This is a genomic window from Methylophaga thiooxydans DMS010, assembly GCF_000156355.1.
GTDB lineage: Bacteria > Pseudomonadota > Gammaproteobacteria > Nitrosococcales > Methylophagaceae > Methylophaga > Methylophaga thiooxydans.
This window is the reverse complement of record NZ_GG657899.1, coordinates 389,049-409,912: the sequence shown is the minus strand read 5'-3', so window position 1 is coordinate 409,912 and position 20,864 is coordinate 389,049. Positions and strand designations below refer to the sequence as shown.

Below are 20,864 nucleotides of genomic sequence, written 5' to 3'. Positions count from 1 at the left end.
GCGTCGCCGGCTGCCTAACGCCAATGTTCCTCGACTTCCTGTTCTCCACCAATAAAGACGGCAGAAGCTAAGTCACTGAAAATGCCGTGTTCAACCACGCCAGCAATGGTATCCAGCAGCATCGTCAGTTCAAGGCTGTCAATATGCTCAAAGCTCATATCCAAAACCAAGCTGCCGTGAGCGGTAAACGCGACATTGTCCCCCGCCGCGTTCATTCTCAATTCACCAACCCCACCGTGCTGTTTAAGTTGCGCTAAAACCAGCTTCCATGCCTCGGGTAACACCTCAACAGGTACCGGGAAATTTTGACCGATATGCTCAACCAGTTTGCTTTCATCCACTAACACATAAAATTGATCGGCAGCCGAAGCCAATAGTTTTTCTCTGACAAGGTCTTGCCCCCTGCCTTTGAGTAAGGTGAGATCCGGTGTCACCTCATCGGCACCATCCACATACATATCCAGATAATCAAGCGAATCAATCGAGACAACCGGTAATCCCGCCTCTTTTGCCTTGACGGCACTTATCGCTGAACTGCTGACCGTGGTCACTTTAAGGTGTTCGTTACGATTGCGTTTTGCCAGTGCCTCAATAAATAAATTTGCAGTCGAACCGGTTCCCAAACCAACGATCATGTCTGCTTCTACAAGGTTCGCGGCATGTACTGCTACACGCTGTTTTGGGTTCATGATGTTTTGCGCTGTCATTGACAACCTCCTTGCGCCTATTGGCAAAATATGGGCTCAGCTTAACACTCAGGCTGGCATTGTCCAGCTATACTGCCTATGACAACAGGAAAGCGACTATGGCTCAATTTGAAGACATTATTCAAGCAATAGAGACAGCGACAGACTCGTCCTTGTCCAAGGCCTCTATCAGTAGTATCGGTGGCGGTTGTATTAACGCCGCCTACCGGCTTGATAGTGATGATCAATCCTACTTCATTAAAGTGAATAGCCCACATCTGGCTGACATGTTTGAAGCTGAGGCTCAAGGGTTGCAGGAGATGTACGCTATTAATGCTGTTCGTGTTCCTGAGGTCATTTGTTATGGCGTTGCCGATGGCCATAGCTATCTGGCGTTGGAACATATTTCACTGAGCAGCTTGCGAGGCCATGCATCCACCATGCTGGGGCAACAACTAGCCGCCTTACATCAAAAGCCGCAACCCTATTTTGGTTGGCACATGGATAACACCATTGGTAGCACACCACAGATTAATAACCGTCAACACGATTGGTTGACGTTTTGGCAACAGGAAAGACTCGGCAAGCAACTTGAGTTTGCAGCCAAAAATGGCTTTGGTGGTCGTCTGCAGTCACAGGGTGAAAAACTATTGGTAAGTCTGAGTAGTTTGCTAGACGGTCATGAGCCGCATCCTTCTCTTTTGCATGGGGATTTATGGGGCGGTAATGCCTCTGCAGATGAGTTGGGTAACCCGGTCATCTTTGATCCCGCTTGTTATTATGGTGATCGTGAAGCCGATCTGGCTATGACGGAATTATTCGGTGGTTTTGGCGGTGATTTTTTTGCTGCCTATAACGATATCTACCCTGTCAATGAGGGTTATCAGATGCGTAAAACACTCTATAATCTGTACCACATTATTAATCATCTCAATCTGTTCGGCGCTGGCTATCTGGGTCAGGCTGAAGCTATGATTGATCGTTTACTAGCACAAGCATAAAAGAGGAAAAATGAGCCAAATCAAAGTCTTGTTTGTTTGCATGGGCAATATCTGTCGCTCACCTACCGCGGAAGGTGTGTTTACCAATCTAGTTGAAAAAAATGGGAGTCGTGACCGCTTTTTAATCGATTCAGCTGGCACGCATGCTTATCACGTTGGAGAACAACCGGATAAGCGTGCTCAGCAAACGGCGAAACAACGCGGCATTGATTTATCATTCATTCGCGCACGCAAGTTTGCTCACGCTGACTTTGAAGAATTTGACTACATTCTGGCCATGGATCAGGACAATTATCAGATACTTACTGATGCCTGTCCGAGCGAACACTTAGCGAAAGTGAAGATGTTTCTGGAGTATGCGCCTATGCGTGAAGAGCGCGATGTGCCTGATCCTTACTATGGTGGGCAAAATGGGTTTAATCATGTTTTCGATTTAGTAGAGGATGCCTCATTGGGTTTCTACAACAGCGTTACTAATAAATAAGTACTTTGTTTTAGGTAGTTGCTTTGATTTTCTGGCGGCGTATGATTGCACGCTGATCTGAAACTCAACAAGGATTTGCAACGTGAACGCTTCATCCAAAGGCCATACTGCCGTCACTGCCGCGCTGTTTGGCCTGATTCTCTCCTTTATACCCCAACTTGCTTTTGCAGCAGATAACGTCAAATTCTTAGATCTCACTGCTCATTGGGTGGGCTATACCGCGATAGCGTTATTCGTCTTTGCTTATGCCTTGGTGGTGGTGGAAGAAGAAATTCACATGCGTAAATCCAAGCCCGTGATGGTGGCTGCTGGCATCATCTGGGCACTCATTGCATTCGTTTACGCCCAACAACCTGACTCAGAATATCACCACACCGCTGAAATCATGATTCGGCATAACCTGCTGGAATATGCCGAGTTATTCTTATTCTTGTTAGCAGCGATGACCTACATCGCCACCATGGGGGAACGTGGTGTATTTGATGCTCTTCGCTCATGGCTCATTAACAAAGGCTTCTCACTCAGAACCATTTTCTGGTTAACCGGCTTACTCGCTTTCTTTATTTCACCGGTTGCAGACAACTTAACCACTGCCCTTCTGATGGCTACAGTGGTGATGGCTGTGGGTGGGTCAAACATCAAATTTGTTTCGCTGGCTTGTATCAATATTGTCGTTGCAGCTAATGCCGGAGGGGCTTTCAGTCCATTTGGTGATATCACCACATTAATGGTCTGGCAAAAAGGTGTGGTGGATTTCCATGAATTCTTTGCCCTCTTCATTCCTTCCGTCGTCAATTGGTTTGTACCCGCCTTTATAATGTCGTTGGCAATGAAGAATGCAACACCTGAAGCAAATCAAGATAAAGCGGAATTAAAGCAAGGCGCCTTTGTTGTTATCGGTCTGTTCTTGCTGACCATTGCTATGGCGGTATGTGCGCATAACTTCCTGCATTTGCCACCCGTTGTTGGCATGATGACGGGGCTTGGTTTCTTGAAAATTTATGGTTATGTGTTGAAGCTGCGTGAATCGCGCATTCTAATGAAATTGGAACAAGTCGGTTCAGACAGAAAACCGTTTAATATTTTTCAACAAATTGAGCGTGCAGAATGGGACACATTGATGTTCTTCTATGGCATCATTCTGTGTGTCGGTGGTCTTGGCACAATTGGTTATCTGGCACTGGGGTCAGAACTGATGTATGGCGACTTAGGTCCGACCACAGCGAATATTCTGATCGGTATAATTTCTGCAGTGGTAGATAACATCCCTGTCATGTTCGCTGTCTTATCTATGATGCCTGATATGAGCCATGGTCAATGGTTATTAGTCACACTCACAGCGGGTGTGGGCGGCTCTTTATTGTCGATTGGCTCTGCGGCTGGTGTTGCCGTGATGGGACAGGCGCGCGGTATCTATACCTTCTTTACCCACCTGAAGTGGGCCTGGGCAATTGCCTTAGGCTACGCAGCGAGTATTTGGGTTCACTTATGGCTTAATGCCTCACTGTTTGAACAGGTTGTTCATTAAAGTTGAAGTAAAGGAACGGCCAGATGGCCGTTCCACTGCCGGATTTAGTCGTACAGTCGCAATATCATCTCAGCAATACAAGCTGGTCGTTTGCTGTTTTCGATTTCAATTGTCACTTCTCTGACCAACTCGAGTCCGCGCCGCAGTGATTTGATGTCAATGATACGGGTTCTGGCACGTATTCGCCTCCCCGCTTTGACTGGCGCTGGAAAAATCACTTTATTCATTCCGTAATTTACGACGAGCCGTGCTTCAGGGTAATCATTTTTTTCCGGGTTTACGGTATCTGTGAGTTGTGGAATCAGTGATAAGGTCAAAAAACCATGAGCAATAGTTTGCTTAAACGGTGACTCCAGTGCTGCCTTTTCAGGATTTGTGTGAATCCATTGATGGTCACCGGTGACTTCAGCAAATTGGTCGATCTTATGCTGGTCAACCTCAACCCACTCACCGACAAAGCTCTCTTCTCCCAGACTGGCTAGTAAGCGCTGGTGCAAGTCGATGAATTTGTCACTAAGTGCCTTGTGTTCAGTGATGGGCTGTTGTGCTTCCACCTCATCAAAGAAATGAAAATACTGTGTCCACGGCAAGGACATATTACGGATGTCTGTCACTTTTTTATTAATCGTTTCTGGCCAGGTTTTCAGAGTTGACTCCACTCTGTGCTTGAGTTCCGTATTGATGGACTCAAGCTTTTCTTGGCCATGCTTAAGAGATTCTACCAACCGCATCATATGATCCTTCCCCTTGTCGATGACAATATTCTGACGTAATCCGTCGTCAGAGTTCATAAAGCATGGAATATGCAATGATAGATGAACAAATATCACTCACAAGAGTCTGTGTATGAACCGTTTTCCAGTACAGCCAGAGATAGCGCAAAACTGGCGCAACAGGTACAATTTAACGTTTAAAATTTTTGGTTACACCTTACCATGCTTTACAGCACAGACGATCTGCGAATTACTGGCATACAGGAAGTTATTCCGCCGGCGCAACTACACGAAGAACTTCCCATCACCGACCAAGCTTCGGAGACGGTATTCAATGCGCGTAATTCAACGCAGAAAATTCTGCACAAGAAAGACGACAGACTGATTGTCATTGTCGGCCCTTGCTCAATTCATGATCCCGATGCTGCACGTGAGTATGCCACACGACTTAAGCCATTGAAGGAAGAATTAAGTGATGAGCTTCACATCATCATGCGCGTCTATTTTGAAAAACCGCGTTCGGTCGTTGGCTGGAAAGGATTAATCAATGATCCCTACCTCGATGGTAGTTTTAAGATTAACGATGGCTTGCTCATTGCCCGCCGCTTGATGCTTGATCTCGCGGAAATGGGTGTGCCGTCAGCGACAGAATACTTAGACCTTATCAGCCCGCAATACATCGCTGATTTAGTGGCATGGGGCGCAATTGGTGCCCGTACAACTGAGAGTCAGGCGCATCGTGAGTTAGCGTCGGGCCTGTCCTGCCCGGTCGGTTTTAAAAATGCTACCGACGGCGGTTTACAAATCGCTGTTGATGCCTGTCTGTCTGCCTCAAAGCCACATCACTTTATGTCGGTGACTAAAGAAGGCCGTTCGGCAATTTTCTCTACAACAGGCAATCCAGACTGTCATGTCATCTTACGCGGTGGCCGTGAACCGAACTTTGATGCGGCTAGTGTCGGGGCGGCAGCAGAAGTAATTGGTCGTTCAGGCCAAGATGTCAGAATGATGATTGATTGCAGTCATGCAAACAGTGGTAAAAACCATGTACAACAAGAAACTGTCTGTCGTGATGTTGCTTCACAAGTAGCCTCAGGTGACAAACGCATTATCGGATTAATGCTGGAAAGCAATTTGGTCGAAGGTCGCCAGAATGCCGAACCAGGCAAAAAATTAACCTACGGCCAAAGCATTACTGATGCCTGTATGGCTTGGGATAATACTGATAGTTTATTGCGTGAACTGGCACAATCAGTCAAGCAGCGTCGTCAAAAAGATTAATCTGCTGTAGTCAGGATATTTCGCGCCGCCGTTGTTGTCGACAACACCACTGGCTAAGTCCTTCTTGAACAAGCGTTAATATCCATTTCAACGCTTCGAAAACTTGCCTTTTTAAGCTATAATTAGCGATTAACGATTTGCAGCTGAGTCGCTCTCATGCTCAAATGTCAACTAATTCCTGAGAAAATCAGTAGGTTATTTAATGGCAGATTATGCCCTGATATTGATAAGCACGATTTTTGTAAACAACATAGTTCTAGTGAAATTCTTAGGGCTGTGTCCGTTTATGGGTGTTTCCCGTAAGTTGGAAACCGCTATGGGGATGGCGCTTGCCACCACATTTGTGCTGACTTTATCCTCTATCAGCAGTTATCTGATCAATGCGTACCTATTGGCGCCCTTTAATATCGAATTTCTGCGTACCATCAGCTTTATTTTTGTGATCGCGGTCGTTGTGCAATTTACAGAAATGGTTGTGCATAAAACCAGTCCATTGTTGTATCAAGTGTTGGGTATTTTCTTACCTCTTATTACGACTAACTGCGCCGTATTGGGTGTTGCGTTGTTGAATGTGCAGGAACAGCATGGCTTCATCGAGTCGGCTTTATATGGTTTTGGTGCGGCGATTGGCTTTTCAATGGTGTTGGTTATTTTTGCTGGAATGCGAGAACGTCTCGCTGCTGCCGATGTACCCGTGCCATTCCAAGGTGCGGCGATTGGCTTAATTACTGCCGGATTAATGTCGATGGCCTTTATGGGCTTTACCGGATTGGTCAAGGTATAAGCCCATGTTGACAGCAATAATAGCGATAACGCTACTGGCGTTAGTAATGGGTTTGATACTGGGATTTGCTTCAATCAAATTTAAGGTTGAAGGCGACCCCATCGTTGATCAGATCGATAAAATTCTGCCTCAAACGCAATGTGGCCAATGTAGTTTTGCCGGCTGCCGTCCTTACGCAGAGGCAATTGCCGCAGGTGAAGTGGATATTAACCGTTGTCCACCAGGTGGCGAATCCACAATTCAGGCTTTGGCGGATCTACTTGATGTCGAACCCAAACCTCTCGATGAAGAATGTGGCGTCGAAAAGCCCAAAACACTTGCCGTTATCGACGAAGATCGTTGCATTGGTTGCACTTTATGTATTCAAGCTTGCCCGGTGGATGCCATTTTAGGCGCTGCTAAACATATGCACACTGTCATTGCGGATGAATGCACAGGCTGTGAGTTATGTGTCGAACCTTGCCCGGTAGATTGTATTGATATGGTGGAAGTTGCTCAGAATCCAAATACGTGGCGTTGGCCCGACCCTTCTCACGTTCAGTTGGAACGTGGAGGTCGCTCATGAGTAAACCATTAGGTTCATTTCCAGGTGGTCTGAAACTTAACGGTCACAAGAAACGATCAACACAATCCCCCATTCGCAAAACGCCACTGGCGAAAACGTTGATTTTGCCGTTACAACAACATATCGGTGCCGCCGCTGTGCCGATTGTTGAGGTCGGTGATAAGGTTTTAAAAGGACAACGTATTGCCCGAGCAGAGGGCCATGTTTCAGTATGTCTGCATGCGCCGAGCTCAGGCACCATCAAAGCAATTGATGAGCAAGCGATTCCGCACCCTTCTGGTTTAAATGCGCCATGCATCACAATCGAAACCGATGGTGAAGATCAGTGGCTGGAACGTCAGCCCGTCAAAAATTTCCGCGATATGTCTGCTCATGAAATTCGTCAGATCATCCGTGACGCCGGCATTGTCGGTTTAGGTGGCGCCGGATTCCCAAGCTTTATTAAGCTGAATCCTGGTGTACATCATGATGTCGAGACCTTGCTGCTGAATGGTGCCGAGTGTGAACCTTACATCACCTGTGACGATATGTTGCTACGTGAAAGAGCTGAAGGCATTCTCGATGGTGTAGAAATCATGCAGCATGCATTGCGTGCACGTAACGTCATTCTTGCCATTGAAGATAATAAGCCGGAAGGCGTTTCAGCAATGGAACTGGCGCTAGCCGCACGTCCACAACTGCAGAACACCAGTATCATGGTGATTCCGACCCGTTACCCGACGGGTGGTGAGAAGCAACTTATTCAAGTGGTGACCGGTAAACAGGTGCCATCAAATGGTTTGCCGATTGATATCGGCATTGTCAGCCATAATATGGGGACTGCTTATGCGGTGGGTCGAGCGATTAATCATGGCGAACCGCTGATCTCACGTATCGTCACGGTTACCGGCACGGATGTGACCCATGCCGGTAACTTCGAAACATTATTTGGCACACCTATTTCCGAGTTACTGGCATTTGCTGAAACCAAGCGTCAGCCTGATGAGCCTTTTATTTTGGGTGGTCCGATGATGGGCTTTAACTTGTCGGGTGATAATTTGCCTGTCACCAAAACAGCGAACTGTATCTTGGTAGGCGTGGATGATGCCGCTCCAGCCAGTGAACCGCTGCCCTGTATCCGTTGTGGCGACTGTGCCACTGCCTGCCCTGCCAGCTTGTTACCGCAGCAATTATATTGGCATTCACGTGCCAAAGATTTTGACCAAACGCGGGACTACAACCTCTTCGATTGTATTGAATGTGGCTGCTGTGATTACGTCTGTCCGAGTAAGATTCCACTGGTGTCGTATTTCCGTTTTGCCAAAACCGAAATCATGAATCAGGAGCGTGAGCATCAAAAATCGGATCTGGCACGCGAACGTTTTGAAACCCGCCTAGCCAGACTTGAACGAGAAAAACAGGAAAAAGAAGAGCGTCAACGCCAGCGTAAAGCGGCTCTGGCAGCTTCTAAAGCTAAAAAAGAAAAACAAGAACAAGCCGCTGCCGAGGCTGATACAACAGCCACGGAAAACAAGGAGAACTAAATCCATGGGTATATTCCGGATAAGCCCACCATTTTTAGCAGGGGCTAACCGCGTCACGTTGCAAATGTTGCAAGTGCTGCTGGCAATGATTCCAGCCGTATTCGCCATGGTCTATTTTTTTGGTCCGGCAGTATTGATTAACATCACGTTAGCGCTAGCCGTCGCCCTGGCGAGTGAAGCGGTCATGCTGAAAATTCGCAAGCGCCCGGTTAAGCCGTTTATAACAGATGGCAGTGCAGCCGTTACCGCGATATTACTGGCGGTCGCGATACCACCTCTAGCACCATGGTGGCTGACAACCATTGGGGTAATGTTTGCTATCGTGTTTGCCAAGCACCTCTATGGTGGTTTGGGCTATAACCCGTTTAACCCCGCTATGGTCGGATATGTCTTGCTATTAGTGTCGTTCCCTTTGGAAATGACAACCTGGCTGCCAGTCATCTCGCTCAGTGAGAACCCTGTTGATTTCATGAGCGCGTTTCAACTGATTTTTCATGGTGAAACGTCATCAGGCCTAGCCATGGATACGGTTTCCGGTGCGACGCCATTGGATGCAATGAAAACCCAGATCGGGCAACAAATTCTGCCTGAATATATTGTTAACCAAAACCTGTTTGGTATTTTTGGTGGGCTTGGCTGGGAATGGATTAATGTCTGGTTTGCTGTCGGCGGTCTATATCTTATCTATCGCCGTGTTATTAATTGGCACGTACCACTTGCAATGCTGGCTACCATTTTTGTATTTAGCAGTATCACAGCTATTTTTGCCCCTGAAACAACTGGCTCTCCCCTGTTTCATTTAGTCAGCGGCGGCACCATGATCGGCGCTTTCTTTATTGCCACCGATCCGGTATCCGGTTCAACCACCGTGAAAGGCCGCATCGTATTTGGTGCGGGTGTGGGCGCTTTAACCTATATTATTCGAATTTGGGGCGGCTACCCTGATGGTGTGGCTTTCGCTGTATTGCTAATGAATATGGCGGTGCCACTGATTGATTATTACACCCAACCCAAGGTGTATGGAGCAGTCAAATAATGGCAGAGCTAAATAAACACATTCTACGTGTGGGCCTGTTATTAGGTTTGTTTGCTATCGTGGCCACGACTTTAGTTGCGTTTACTGAAGAAAACACGCGCGATCAAATCCAGGAAAACCAGCGTCAGGCATTACTTGATGGCATCAATGCCTTGATTCCACATGAGCAATACGACAATGCAATTTTAACGGATACCGTGACGTTGCCTGCCACGAAAAACTTGGGAACTGAGACGCCAACACGTGTGTTTCGTGCTCGCTCTAAAGGCGATCCAGTTGCCGCGGTATTCACTGTAGTGGCACCCAACGGCTACTCAGGAAAAATTAAAATGTTAGTTGGTATTTATCATAACGGTACGCTGGCTGGTGTTCGTGTTATCAATCACAAAGAAACACCGGGCTTGGGTGACAAAATTGATGAAAAACGATCGGACTGGATTTTACAGTTCGAAGGCTTGTCGCTGGATAAACCGATTTCAGCTAAATGGAAGGTGAAAAAAGATGGGGGTGAATTTGATCAGTTCACGGGAGCCACCATTACACCACGCGCTGTTGTCGGTGCGGTGAAACAATCATTGGAATATTTTCGTGCGCATCGTGACGCGTTATTTGCCGTCACCGAGGATAAAAAATGAACGCGTATAAACAAATCATTCAAGAAGGACTATGGAAAAACAACCCGGCTTTAGTACAGCTGTTAGGTTTGTGCCCACTGTTAGCGGTAACCAATACTGTGATTAATGGTCTTGGTTTAGGCTTAGCGACGATCATAACTCTGGTCGCTTCTAATGGTCTTATCTCATTATTGCGTAATCAAATTCCAGATGAAGCACGATTGCCGGTATTCGTCATGATTATCGCCTCGATAGTCACCATTATCGAATTATCAATGAACGCTTGGTTTCACGAGCTGTATCTGATCCTGGGTATTTTCATCCCACTGATCGTAACTAACTGCTCCATTATCGCCCGTGCCGAAGCCTTTGCTGCGCGTAATTCGGTTGGCCCTTCCCTGCTCGATGGTCTGATGATGGGAATTGGTTTTACGGCGGTTTTGGTGGTGTTGGGTGGCATGCGAGAATTGATTGGTCAGGGCACATTGCTGTCACAAGCGTACCTGATGTTTGGCGAGGCGGCACGAGGCCTTACCATTACCGTTATTGAGGATTACCGTGGTTTCTTATTGGCCCTATTACCACCAGGCGCATTTATTGGCTTGGGTCTGATTGTAGCGTTGAAAAACGTTATTGATGTCAAACTGGAAAATCGTCAAGTCAAAGCCGCACCTATTGATGCAGAAGCTGAAACAGCGGCTGGGTAGACCATGAATCAACGGCAGCGACAGGAGTTTTTTGCTACCTTACGGGCACAGAACCCGGCTCCCACGACAGAGCTCAACTACACCAGCCCGTTTGAACTGCTGATCGCTGTTATCCTATCAGCACAAGCCACCGATGTTGGCGTTAACAAAGCAACGGATAAACTTTATCCCGTCGCGAATACGCCTGAAGCTATTTATCAGCTTGGTGTCGACGGTCTGAAGCAGTACATCAAAACCATCGGTTTGTTTAATAGCAAAGCTGAAAATGTTATCAAAACCTGTCGTCAGCTAATCGAGCAACATAATGGTGAAGTGCCAGCTGATCGTGCCGCACTTGAGGCTTTACCGGGTGTCGGTCGTAAAACAGCCAACGTGGTACTGAATACCGTCTTCAAACAACCGGTGATGGCGGTTGATACCCATATTTTCCGACTATCAAACCGGACCGGTCTAGCTAAGGGGAAAACAGTCAGGGCAGTTGAAGATAAATTAATGAAAGTCGTACCTGCCGAATTCATGCTTGATGCCCATCACTGGCTTATCCTACATGGACGTTATGTTTGCACGGCTCGTAAACCCAAATGTGAAGAATGCTGCGTCACACATTTGTGTGATTATTTTCGTGATCAAACACGTCGTATCTCGCACTCTGCTTAATTATGTTTAGTCAAAACCGGGATCAACTTCGCCAGTTTTATCACACTGTATGGCTAAAAATGCAGTCACCCCAAACTCTGTCAGCTTTAGAGCAAAGCGTTGCACAGGTGCTTCAGATGCATCCTGAATATCATGCTGTATTTGAAAAGAAAACACACCTTGAGCAGGAATATTTCGTTGAGTCAGGTGACACCAATCCATACCTGCACATGGGTTTACATTTATCACTGCACGAACAAATCAGTACTGATCGCCCTGCAGGTATTCGGGACGTGTATCAGCAATTGCTGCAAAAAGTTGGTGATAGCCACAAAGCTGAACATGAAATGATGGAAGCTTTGGCAGAGGCCTTATGGCAGGCACAGCGTGACAATCAACCACCTTCAGAAACACGCTACCTAGAAGCATTACAGGCCTTGCTCAATTGATTGAGTGATAATCACTGTTTTTCAGTACCTATTTATCATTGCACTCAGCATGTCAATTATCGTTCGTGTTCAGCTGTCTTTATTAGCAGCACTCAATATACATCTTGCTAAGCAAGCTAGAAAACCCAGGCCAGTGAGTCTAATTCACATCTTAGTCAATTCACCATGAAGTCGTCATGCTAAAGACAAGAACACCGTGTCATTCTCTGTTACTGGCATTTGTTCAACCCTTTATTTATGATGGTTACCCCGTTTGCAGTGAGAAAGATAATGAGCCAAGAAATGACCTGCCTGGGTTTCCAGTCGAACGATACAAAGCCCGTCAAATTCACTTTACCGATACCTGCCGTCAGTGGTCGTGATCTTCTCATTAAAATTGATGCTATCGCAGTAAACCCAGTTGATACCAAGGTTAAATCAGGCATTCAGGGTCAGCTTGAGTCCCCTAAGGTTATCGGTTGGGATGCCAGCGGAACAGTGATTGCTGCGGGTGATGATTGTGAGTTAATTAAAGTAGGTGACAAGGTCTTTTATGCCGGAGATATCAGCCGTCCGGGTTGTTATGCCAGTCACCACGTCGTCGACGAGCGCATTGTTGGCTTTGCGCCAAAATCATTAAGCGCTGTGCAAGCGGCTGCAATGCCATTGACCAGTATTACGGCTTGGGAAGCGTTATTTTCCAGAATGCGAATTCATCCCAATATCGATAAAGGCAAAACGTTGCTCATCGTGGGCGCCGCTGGTGGTGTCGGCTCAATTGCAATTCAGCTTGCAAAGCAAATCGCCGAACTCAATGTGGTCGCAACTGCTTCACGTGATGAGTCGATCACATGGTGCAGAGAACTCGGTGCCGACCATGTCATCAACCATTATCAATTAAATACAGAGTATGCCTCGCTGGGTATCAATCCTCCGGACTATATTTTGTGCCTGGGCGACACGGATCCGTACTTTGAACAACTGGCAGAATTAATCGCGCCACAGGGGCTTATTTGCTATGTCGCGACCAGCCAGAAAAATCACAATATCGATCTATTAAAAACAAAAAGCGCGGGCATCGTATGGGAGTTTATGTTCACCCGTCCGATGTATGAAACCGCCGATATAACCGCGCAACATCAACTGCTTAACCGCATTGCAGAAATGCTTGATGACGATATGCTTCGCTGCACCATGCAACAAAATCTCGGACCGATGAGCGAAGAAACCATTACCCTAGCTCATCAAATGCTAGTGTCTGGTAAGACATTAGGTAAGATTAGCTTGGAAGCGATTGACACCGAGTAGCGACAAATAACACTGCTAAGTCGTGGCATGCCATGGGCGATAACCGTATAATTAGCGCAATTCTTAAATGACGCTGAGGTTCAATGATGAATAGCAACACATCAGGTAGATTTTTTGTAGGCAGTCTGGTTACGTTTGCCCTTTTGTTTGGTTTAGTTTTGATCATTTTCAATAGCATGCAAGATGTTGCTAAGAATGTGACAGAGCCGGAAAAAATGGACGCAGAAACTGTCGAGTCACGCATTAAGCCTGTTGCTGAAGTCACCGTTGGTGAACCACCCGTTGTTGAAGCGCCAGTCGTCACAGAAACCGCTGACACTGCCGGTGGGGTTGGCGAGCAACTCGTCACCCAAGTCTGTGCGGCCTGTCATGGTGCTGGCTTGATGCAGTCACCCAAATTAGGCAACGTCAGCGACTGGGCACCACGCATTGAGAAAGGGATTGAAACGCTTTATAAGCATGCGATTGAAGGCTTTAACATGATGCCTGCAAAAGGTGGTCGTGCTGATTTGAGTGATGATGATATTAAAGCCGCTGTTGATTACATGGTGCAACAAGCACAATAAGTTACTGTATTTCTTAAGTTATCCAAAATGGAACTGTCCCGCCCGTGACAGTTCCATTTATTTTCAGACAAGCGCGCTTACCTTAATCGAGAATGATGACTAAATTTGATGAATCTGTTCGCCTTTAACTTACCGCTTATTGCACTGATTCCATTCCTTGGTGCGCCACTTGCAGCCTATGCCGCTAAATTTAGCCGACAGGCATCTGCATGGGTGGCAGCGTTAGTAACATTGCTATCTCTGGCATTGCTTGGCCCCATCATTCACCTGCCATTTGATAACCAAACGCTTATTCAAAGTTGGTCATGGTTACCCAGTTTGGGGCTGGACTTTGCATTCAGGCTTGATGGGCTAGCTTTATTATTCACCCTGCTTATTCTACTGATTGGCTTATTAGTCATTTTGTATGCCCGTTATTACTTGTCAGCAAAAGATTCCATGGGGCGCTTCTTCGCCTATTTGTTGATGTTTATGGGTTCCATGCTCGGCATTGTTTTGTCTGAAAACTTAATCCAGTTGGTCGTATTCTGGGAGCTAACCTCCCTGACTTCTTTCTTATTAATTAGTTATTGGCAACATCAACAAGATGCACGTGACGGTGCCAGAATGGCATTAGCCATCACCGGGGCTGGTGGTTTAGCTATGCTAGCGGGTGTGTTGTTAATTGGTCATATCGTGGGCAGTTTCAATCTGACTGAGGTACTAGCTGCAGGTGATCAAATTCGCCAGCATGATTGGTACTTACCCGCTTTGGTCTTAATTTTATTAGGTGTCTTTACCAAATCAGCACAGTTCCCCTTCCACTTTTGGTTACCACATGCCATGGCGGCACCGACACCAGTGTCAGCTTATTTACACTCTGCCACCATGGTAAAAGCCGGTATTTTCATGTTGGCGCGCTTGTTCCCGGCATTATCCGGCACCGAAGCCTGGGGCTGGTTAGTGGGTGGTGCGGGTATGATTACGATGGTACTTGGTGCTTATACCGCCTTATTCAAGCACGACCTGAAAGGTCTGCTGGCCTACTCCACCATCAGTCACCTGGGCTTAATCACTTTATTATTTGGTTTCAGTACGCAATTAGCGGCTGTTGCCGCAATATTCCACATCATTAATCATGCGACCTTTAAGGCTTCATTATTTATGGTGGCAGGGATTATTGATCACGAGTGTGGCACTCGCGATATGCGACAAGTCAACGGCTTGCTGAAATATATGCCTCATACCGCTGTATTGGCGATGATTGCTGCCTCGGCCATGGCTGGTGTACCACTGCTCAATGGCTTTTTAAGTAAGGAAATGTTCTTTGAACAAGCTGTCACTGCGACCGATGGTAATAGCTTTATGTGGGCTATTCCGGTGTTGGTTACCATAGGCGCAATTTTCTCTGTCGCCTATTCTCTTCGCTTTATTCACGACGTATTCTTTAATGGCGAACCGGTAGGTTTGACCAAAACACCCCATGAACCACCCAGGTTTATGAAAATACCTGTCGATATTCTGGTGATGTTATGTCTGGGCGTCGGTATTGCCCCAATGATACTCGTCGCTCCGATTCTGTCCGTTGCCGTCGCAGCCAGTCTGCAAACAACACCGCCAGAGTTCAGTCTTGCTATCTGGCATGGCCTGAACCTGCCGCTTATCATGAGTTTTATCGCCATGGGAATTGGCGCAGTAGTTTATTTTAACCGGCATAAATTATTCCGCTGGCATGATGAAACCTTGCCTCGCATTGATGCAAGAACATTATTTAATATGTTCTTACACGGCTTACTGGTCTTTGCTGGAAAAGTCAGCCGCTTATTCGATCAAGGCTCCTTACAAAATGCGGTGAGTTGGGTTTTGGTGACTGCTGTTGTCGCATTGGTGTTCGGCTTTAGTCAGTTTGATAGCCCTCTTCTCGGCGACAGATCGCTACTAAGCGTAGATTTACTGACACTGGCCATGGCAAGTGTCTTAATTGTGGCCAGTATCATCACCGCTTATATGCACAAACGACGTTTAGTGGCATTGATTATCGTTGGTGTAATTGGTTTGATTGTGTCATTGGGCTTCGTCAAATTCTCAGCCCCCGATCTGGCCTTAACCCAGCTTTCAGTAGAAGTCGTCACAATTGTTTTATTGCTACTGGCTTTATTCTTTTTGCCTCAACATACGCCACAGGAGCGTAGTCGCAAGCGTTTAACACGTGACTTAATACTCTCTGTCACCGCTGGTGTCAGTGTGATGATGCTGGCAATGGCAGTATTAAGCCGTGACTACGCGCCGATTTCTGACTTCTTTATTGAAAATAGTAAACCGGGTGGTGGTGGCACCAACGTCGTGAATGTCATTTTGGTTGATTTCCGTGGTTTTGACACCTTGGGTGAGATCGTTGTGCTTGCATTGGCAGGCTTAGGTATTTTTGCGCTATTACAAAACCTGCGCCTACCAGCACCAATGCGGGATATTGATGGACGTGAGTGGAATCATGATCCGCATCCTCCTATCATGCAAACCTTAACCCGCTTACTTTTCCCTTTAATGTTGCTGGTTGCTGTGTTTATTTTCCTGCGTGGACATAACTTACCCGGTGGAGGCTTTATCGCTGGTTTGATCGCAGCGGTTGCCTTGATTTCTCAATATCTGGCGAATGGTATTGATTGGACCAATGCTCGCATCAAAACCGATATGCATGTTGTCATCGGTTTGGGTCTGATGGCAGCTGTCATTACCGGCATCGTTGCAATGATGTTGTCATATCCCTTCTTAACATCCGCATTCACCTATGTGAAATGGCCTATTGTCGGTAAATTCGAAATTGCCAGTGCCATGGCGTTTGACCTGGGTGTCTTCCTTGTTGTGATTGGCGCCACCGTATTGATTCTGGTGGAACTGGGCAAACTCAGCCACGCATCGCATCAGGTATTCGAACAGGAGCGTTCATAAATGGAGTGGTTAGTGTCTCTGGTCATCGGTGTAATGACTGCCAGTGGCGTCTATTTAGTGTTACGCGCTAGGACGTTTCCCTTAGTCTTAGGGCTCACCTTGTTGTCTTATGCCGTCAATGTCTTTCTTTTTGCTATGGGCAGATTACAAGTCGGCCAGGCAGCAATCATCAGACCTGAAGCAACGGCGTATACAGATCCTTTACCACAAGCGTTGGTTTTGACAGCCATCGTCATTGCTTTTGGTATGACAGCATTTTTGATTGTACTGGCGCTAAAAGCTCGTAGCGAGCTGGGTAATGATCATGTTGATGGCCTGATTTATGTTGCCGAGGAACAAGCAAACAACAAAAATGAGTCAAAATCGGGAGCAAGCTCATGACATCACAGCTTGCCATCCTTCCCATTCTATTGCCCCTAGTGGCAGGTTTTTTACTACTTTTTGCACGTCGCGGTGGCCTGGGATTACAGCGTGTCATCAGTTTAGCGCTTACCGCAGCATTGTTACTGCTCACAATCTTCACCTTGCAATCTGCCACTGAAGGTGACTATCACGTTTACCTGCTTGGTAACTGGTCAGCCCCTTTCGGTATTGTATTGGTTTTGGATCAGCTTGCTGCATTAATGTTGCTACTGACGTCGCTTTTGGCCTTGTTTGCTTTGGTTTATGCAATCGGTCAACGCCTCGACGAAAAAGGTCAGCATTTCCATGTGCTTTATCAGCTTCAGTTATTTGGTCTCAATGGCGCATTTTTAACCGGTGATCTGTTCAATTTATTTGTCTTTTTTGAAGTACTGTTGCTCGCCTCGTATGGGCTGTTACTGCATGGCGGCGGCCGTTTCAGGACCAAAGGCGGTCTGCACTATGTCGTCATTAATCTGGTTGGTTCAGCGTTATTCTTATTTGCAGTGGGGACACTGTATGGCATCTTGGGCACACTGAATATTGCTGATCTTGCTCATAAGATGGGATCTGTCAGTACCGATGATCAAGGCATTGTCTCTGCGGCAGCATTATTACTACTGGTCGTGTTTGGCATTAAAGCGGCCATTTTCCCACTGTATCTCTGGTTACCCGGTGCTTATGCCCACACATCAGCCGCTGTTGCCGCCTTGTTTGCGATTATGACCAAAGTGGGGATTTATGCCATCATCCGTGTTCATGGCACCTTGTTTAACGAACAAGCAGGCTTTTTGACAGACTTGCATACTGACATTGTTCTGGTGTTGGGCATGATCACTCTCTTATTAGCTGCCCTTGGCGTTACCGCTGCACGCGCCCTGAAAGAGCAAGTGGCTTACCTCATTCTAGCCTCTGTCGCGACACTATTAATCGGTATCGGTATCAATACAGAACAAGCATTATCAGCTAGCTTATATTATCTCATTCACTCAACCCTGATTGGTGCAGCCTTATTCTTGCTAGCCGATGTCATTGCTGAAGCGCGTGGCAGCTATGCCGATCGCTTGCGCTCTGCACCAGCCATGCCCTCAGCTATCGTCATTGGTAGTCTGTTCTTATTTGCAGCTGTAGCCATTGCCGGTATGCCACCGCTATCAGGCTTTTTCGGTAAAGTGTTATTGCTTGATGCCGCTTTAGCTCATGAGTATGTACTCTGGATTTATCTCGCCATTCTAATAGCCAGCTTGCTATTAGTTATTGCCATGGCACGTTCGGGATCTATTTTGTTCTATCAGATTGACTCGGAAGGCGATCATGATGGGCAGCAGGTGAGGAAAACCGGATTCAGCATGATGCTGCTGTTGCTTATGTTAAGCCCTGTTCTGGTTGTTCTGGCGGGACCGGTGACACAACTGACCGAAAGCATTGCCTCACAACTCAACAACAGCGGTGATTACATTAACGCCGTTTTAAGCCAACCCGCTAGCATGGGGGCACAATAGCATGATGAAATCCATCTTTCCCCATCCTTTACTCAGTGTCGCTCTTTGGCTTATCTGGTTGCTTTTAAATAATACCGTGGCCTTGGGGCATGTGGTGCTTGGTGCACTCCTGGCTATATTTATCCCATGGTTCAGTGCTGGCTTCTGGCAAGAAAAAGTGACCATTAGACGCCCCTGGCTACTGGTTAAATATGTGTTTGTGGTGATTTATCAAATATTAGTCGCCAATATGATGGTGGCACGTTTGATCCTGACGAATCAGGAAAAATTACATCCGGGATTTTTATCTGTGCCTCTGGAATTGACCTCGCCTTTAGCTATTAGTCTGCTGGCTAATACCATTTCATTAACACCCGGCACCGTTAGCTGTGATCTGTCAGAAGATCAAAAAAGCTTATTAATTCACGCTTTGCATATCGAAGATGCCGATGCCATCATCACAGAAATCAAGCAACTGTTTGAAAAACCATTGAAGGAGATCTTCAACTGATGTTGGATACTGCGATTGTTATTGCCTTTGTAATGGTCTGCCTGGCACTGCTATTGAGTCTGTATCGCTTATTGGTCGGTCCCGATGTCCCTGACCGGATTCTCGCCCTGGACACACTCTATATTAACTCTATAGCTCTGCTTATCCTGCTGGGGATTTCGTTGAAAAGTGTGCTCTATTATGAGTCTGCTTTATTGATCGCCTTAATGGGCTTTATGGGAACGCTGGCGTTGAGCAAATACTTGCTGCGCGGCGATATCATGGAATAAACACGATGCTTGATATCATTCTTTCCATATTGATTATTGTCGGTGCTTTTTTCACCCTTGTCGGCTCAGTGGGCTTATTCAAACTGCGTGATTTTTATATGCGTCTGCACGGGCCCACTAAAGCCAGTACGCTTGGTGTAGGGGCGATATTAATCGCATCCGCCATACATTTTAGTGTAAAAACCGGTGACATCAGTCTGCATGAAGTACTGGTAACATTATTTTTGTTTATCACCGCACCAGTCAGCGCGCATCTGATGGCAAAAGCCGCCTTACATATCAAAGTCAGACAAGACAAACGTACCTTGAATAAATCGGATCAGGACTAAATCTTGCAAATTTGGGTTGATGCTGATGCCTGTCCTGTGACCATCAGAGAAATTCTCTTTCGTGCTGCCCGCCGTACCGGCATTGAACTAACTTTTATTGCCAACCACCCACTCAAAATGCCTGCTGATAGCAACATTAGTTTTATGCAGGTCGCCTCTGGTTTCGATATCGCTGATGACGAAATTGCAGAGCGCGTAAAAGCTAATGATTTGGTGATCAGTGCTGATATTCCACTCGCTAATGCCGTCATCGATAAAGGCGCATTATGTCTCAGTCCTCGCGGTGAGCTTTTAGATAAAAGTAATATTGCGGCACGTCTGAGTATGCGTGATTTTATGGATACATTACGTTCGAGTGGTGTTGAAACGGGTGGTCATAAAGCCTTTCATCAGCGCGACCGCATGGAGTTTGCCAACCAACTCGATAAAATTCTGCAGCAGGCCGGGATAAAGTAATCAAATCAAGGAACATAGTTCCTGTGAAAAGGTCGTAAAGAAGAATTTTTTTCGTCAATCAAGGAGACTTTCCATGCTGCATGACTCGCACCACCGCTACGGCCTGATCACTCGTTTTTTCCACTGGTTTATGGCTGTGCTGGTGTTACAACAGTTTTTCAAATTTGGTGACTACATCAACGATGGTGAACACTGGCTGGGTGATACATTTGGCCCCTATCACACATCGATCGGTGCCTTGATCATGCTGCTGGCGATTGCTCGTCTGTTGTGGACCAAGAAACAAAAATCACAACGTCCACAAACCCCAGGCGTGCTGGGTAAAATTGCCAAGGGCAGCCACCACATCATGTATACCTGCATGCTGGTAATGCCACCACTTGGCGTGCTTTATATTTATGGTAAGGGCTATCCAGTGAAACTGTTCGGCATGACTCTGCTCGATAAGCCTGTAGAAAAAACAGAGTGGATGGTGTCGTTAGGCAATTTCCACGCGGTCTTAGCCTTAGTACTCGTGGCACTCGTCTTTGCACATCTTTCCGGTGCCATGTATCACCACTTTATCCGTCGTGATGAAACTCTCAAACGCATGGTTTAATCAGGGACTTGAAACAAAAAAGCCGCTAAC

General features: G+C 46.5%; 24 protein-coding genes. 22 read left to right on the top strand and 2 right to left on the bottom strand.

Annotated elements, in window-relative coordinates; all coding sequences use genetic code 11:
- Positions 1-14: 14 nt before the first annotated feature.
- Positions 15-707, bottom strand: coding sequence for a ribose-5-phosphate isomerase RpiA (gene rpiA, locus MDMS009_RS10865; protein WP_008291676.1), 693 nt, complete (start codon positions 705-707; stop codon positions 15-17).
- 98 nt (positions 708-805) lie between these two features.
- Here rpiA and MDMS009_RS10860 point away from each other — a divergent pair, with 98 nt between their 5' ends.
- From MDMS009_RS10860 to nhaD, 3 genes are all read left to right on the top strand, one after another.
- Positions 806-1,687: a fructosamine kinase family protein gene (locus MDMS009_RS10860; protein ID WP_008291711.1), complete on the top strand. Its 882-nt coding sequence runs from the start codon at positions 806-808 to the stop codon at positions 1,685-1,687.
- Between the two features lie 10 nt (positions 1,688-1,697).
- The gene (locus tag MDMS009_RS10855) at positions 1,698-2,171 is read left to right on the top strand and encodes a low molecular weight protein-tyrosine-phosphatase (RefSeq protein WP_008291683.1); all 474 of its coding nucleotides are present in this window, start codon (positions 1,698-1,700) and stop codon (positions 2,169-2,171) included.
- A gap of 82 nt (positions 2,172-2,253) precedes the next feature.
- A complete protein-coding gene (gene nhaD, locus MDMS009_RS10850; protein ID WP_008291354.1) occupies positions 2,254-3,699 on the top strand; it encodes a sodium:proton antiporter NhaD in 1,446 nt (481 codons plus the stop codon).
- Between the two features lie 44 nt (positions 3,700-3,743).
- On the opposite strand, the gene MDMS009_RS10845 is transcribed toward nhaD, so the two are convergent.
- Positions 3,744-4,490 (bottom strand): MaoC family dehydratase, encoded by a 747-nt coding sequence (locus MDMS009_RS10845; RefSeq protein WP_237700517.1) that lies wholly within the window; start codon positions 4,488-4,490, stop codon positions 3,744-3,746.
- Positions 4,491-4,634: 144 nt separating this feature from the next.
- Here MDMS009_RS10845 and MDMS009_RS10840 point away from each other — a divergent pair, with 144 nt between their 5' ends.
- The 19 genes from MDMS009_RS10840 (at position 4,635) to MDMS009_RS10750 (ending at position 20,834) form a co-directional block, all read left to right on the top strand.
- Entirely contained in the window at positions 4,635-5,693 is a 1,059-nt protein-coding gene (locus MDMS009_RS10840; RefSeq protein WP_008291562.1) for a 3-deoxy-7-phosphoheptulonate synthase, read from the top strand.
- A 202-nt stretch (positions 5,694-5,895) separates the two neighbouring features.
- Positions 5,896-6,477 (top strand): electron transport complex subunit RsxA, encoded by a 582-nt coding sequence (gene rsxA, locus MDMS009_RS10835; protein ID WP_036312856.1) that lies wholly within the window; start codon positions 5,896-5,898, stop codon positions 6,475-6,477.
- A 4-nt stretch (positions 6,478-6,481) separates the two neighbouring features.
- Entirely contained in the window at positions 6,482-7,042 is a 561-nt protein-coding gene (gene rsxB, locus MDMS009_RS10830) for an electron transport complex subunit RsxB (protein ID WP_043888207.1), read from the top strand.
- Positions 7,039-8,565 (top strand): electron transport complex subunit RsxC, encoded by a 1,527-nt coding sequence (gene rsxC / locus MDMS009_RS10825; RefSeq protein WP_008291744.1) that lies wholly within the window; start codon positions 7,039-7,041, stop codon positions 8,563-8,565. The genes rsxB and rsxC overlap by 4 nt, the downstream gene beginning before the upstream one ends.
- Positions 8,566-8,569: 4 nt before the next feature.
- A complete protein-coding gene (gene rsxD / locus MDMS009_RS10820) occupies positions 8,570-9,601 on the top strand; it encodes an electron transport complex subunit RsxD (protein WP_043888205.1) in 1,032 nt (343 codons plus the stop codon).
- Positions 9,601-10,236, top strand: coding sequence for an electron transport complex subunit RsxG (gene rsxG, locus MDMS009_RS10815; RefSeq protein ID WP_008291388.1), 636 nt, complete (start codon positions 9,601-9,603; stop codon positions 10,234-10,236). Before rsxD ends, rsxG begins: the two co-directional genes overlap by 1 nt.
- Positions 10,233-10,922, top strand: coding sequence for an electron transport complex subunit E (locus MDMS009_RS10810; RefSeq protein ID WP_008291747.1), 690 nt, complete (start codon positions 10,233-10,235; stop codon positions 10,920-10,922). Before rsxG ends, MDMS009_RS10810 begins: the two co-directional genes overlap by 4 nt.
- Positions 10,923-10,925: 3 nt before the next feature.
- Positions 10,926-11,579: an endonuclease III gene (nth, locus tag MDMS009_RS10805; RefSeq protein ID WP_008291459.1), complete on the top strand. Its 654-nt coding sequence runs from the start codon at positions 10,926-10,928 to the stop codon at positions 11,577-11,579.
- A 2-nt stretch (positions 11,580-11,581) separates the two neighbouring features.
- Positions 11,582-12,007, top strand: a complete 426-nt coding sequence (locus MDMS009_RS10800) for a DUF1841 family protein (RefSeq protein WP_043888204.1) — start codon at positions 11,582-11,584, stop codon at positions 12,005-12,007.
- Positions 12,008-12,277: 270 nt separating this feature from the next.
- A complete protein-coding gene (locus tag MDMS009_RS10795; RefSeq protein WP_008291534.1) occupies positions 12,278-13,294 on the top strand; it encodes a zinc-binding alcohol dehydrogenase family protein in 1,017 nt (338 codons plus the stop codon).
- A gap of 176 nt (positions 13,295-13,470) precedes the next feature.
- Entirely contained in the window at positions 13,471-13,860 is a 390-nt protein-coding gene (locus tag MDMS009_RS10790) for a c-type cytochrome (protein WP_237700516.1), read from the top strand.
- Between the two features lie 108 nt (positions 13,861-13,968).
- Positions 13,969-16,788, top strand: coding sequence for a monovalent cation/H+ antiporter subunit A (locus tag MDMS009_RS10785; RefSeq protein ID WP_008291333.1), 2,820 nt, complete (start codon positions 13,969-13,971; stop codon positions 16,786-16,788).
- Positions 16,789-17,169 carry a Na+/H+ antiporter subunit C gene (locus MDMS009_RS10780; RefSeq protein ID WP_043888203.1) on the top strand — a complete coding sequence of 127 codons (381 nt, stop codon included), beginning with the start codon at positions 16,789-16,791 and terminating at the stop codon, positions 17,167-17,169.
- Complete coding sequence (locus tag MDMS009_RS10775; RefSeq protein WP_008291327.1) at positions 17,166-18,692, top strand: monovalent cation/H+ antiporter subunit D; 1,527 nt, start codon at positions 17,166-17,168, stop codon at positions 18,690-18,692. Before MDMS009_RS10780 ends, MDMS009_RS10775 begins: the two co-directional genes overlap by 4 nt.
- 1 nt (position 18,693) lies before the next feature.
- Entirely contained in the window at positions 18,694-19,182 is a 489-nt protein-coding gene (locus tag MDMS009_RS10770) for a Na+/H+ antiporter subunit E (RefSeq protein ID WP_036312826.1), read from the top strand.
- Positions 19,182-19,451, top strand: a complete 270-nt coding sequence (locus MDMS009_RS10765) for a K+/H+ antiporter subunit F (RefSeq protein WP_008291682.1) — start codon at positions 19,182-19,184, stop codon at positions 19,449-19,451. Before MDMS009_RS10770 ends, MDMS009_RS10765 begins: the two co-directional genes overlap by 1 nt.
- A gap of 5 nt (positions 19,452-19,456) precedes the next feature.
- The gene (locus MDMS009_RS10760; RefSeq protein ID WP_008291769.1) at positions 19,457-19,780 is read left to right on the top strand and encodes a Na+/H+ antiporter subunit G; all 324 of its coding nucleotides are present in this window, start codon (positions 19,457-19,459) and stop codon (positions 19,778-19,780) included.
- Between the two features lie 3 nt (positions 19,781-19,783).
- A complete protein-coding gene (locus tag MDMS009_RS10755) occupies positions 19,784-20,236 on the top strand; it encodes a YaiI/YqxD family protein (RefSeq protein WP_008291592.1) in 453 nt (150 codons plus the stop codon).
- Between the two features lie 73 nt (positions 20,237-20,309).
- A complete protein-coding gene (locus tag MDMS009_RS10750) occupies positions 20,310-20,834 on the top strand; it encodes a cytochrome b (protein WP_008291414.1) in 525 nt (174 codons plus the stop codon).
- Positions 20,835-20,864 lie beyond the last annotated feature (30 nt).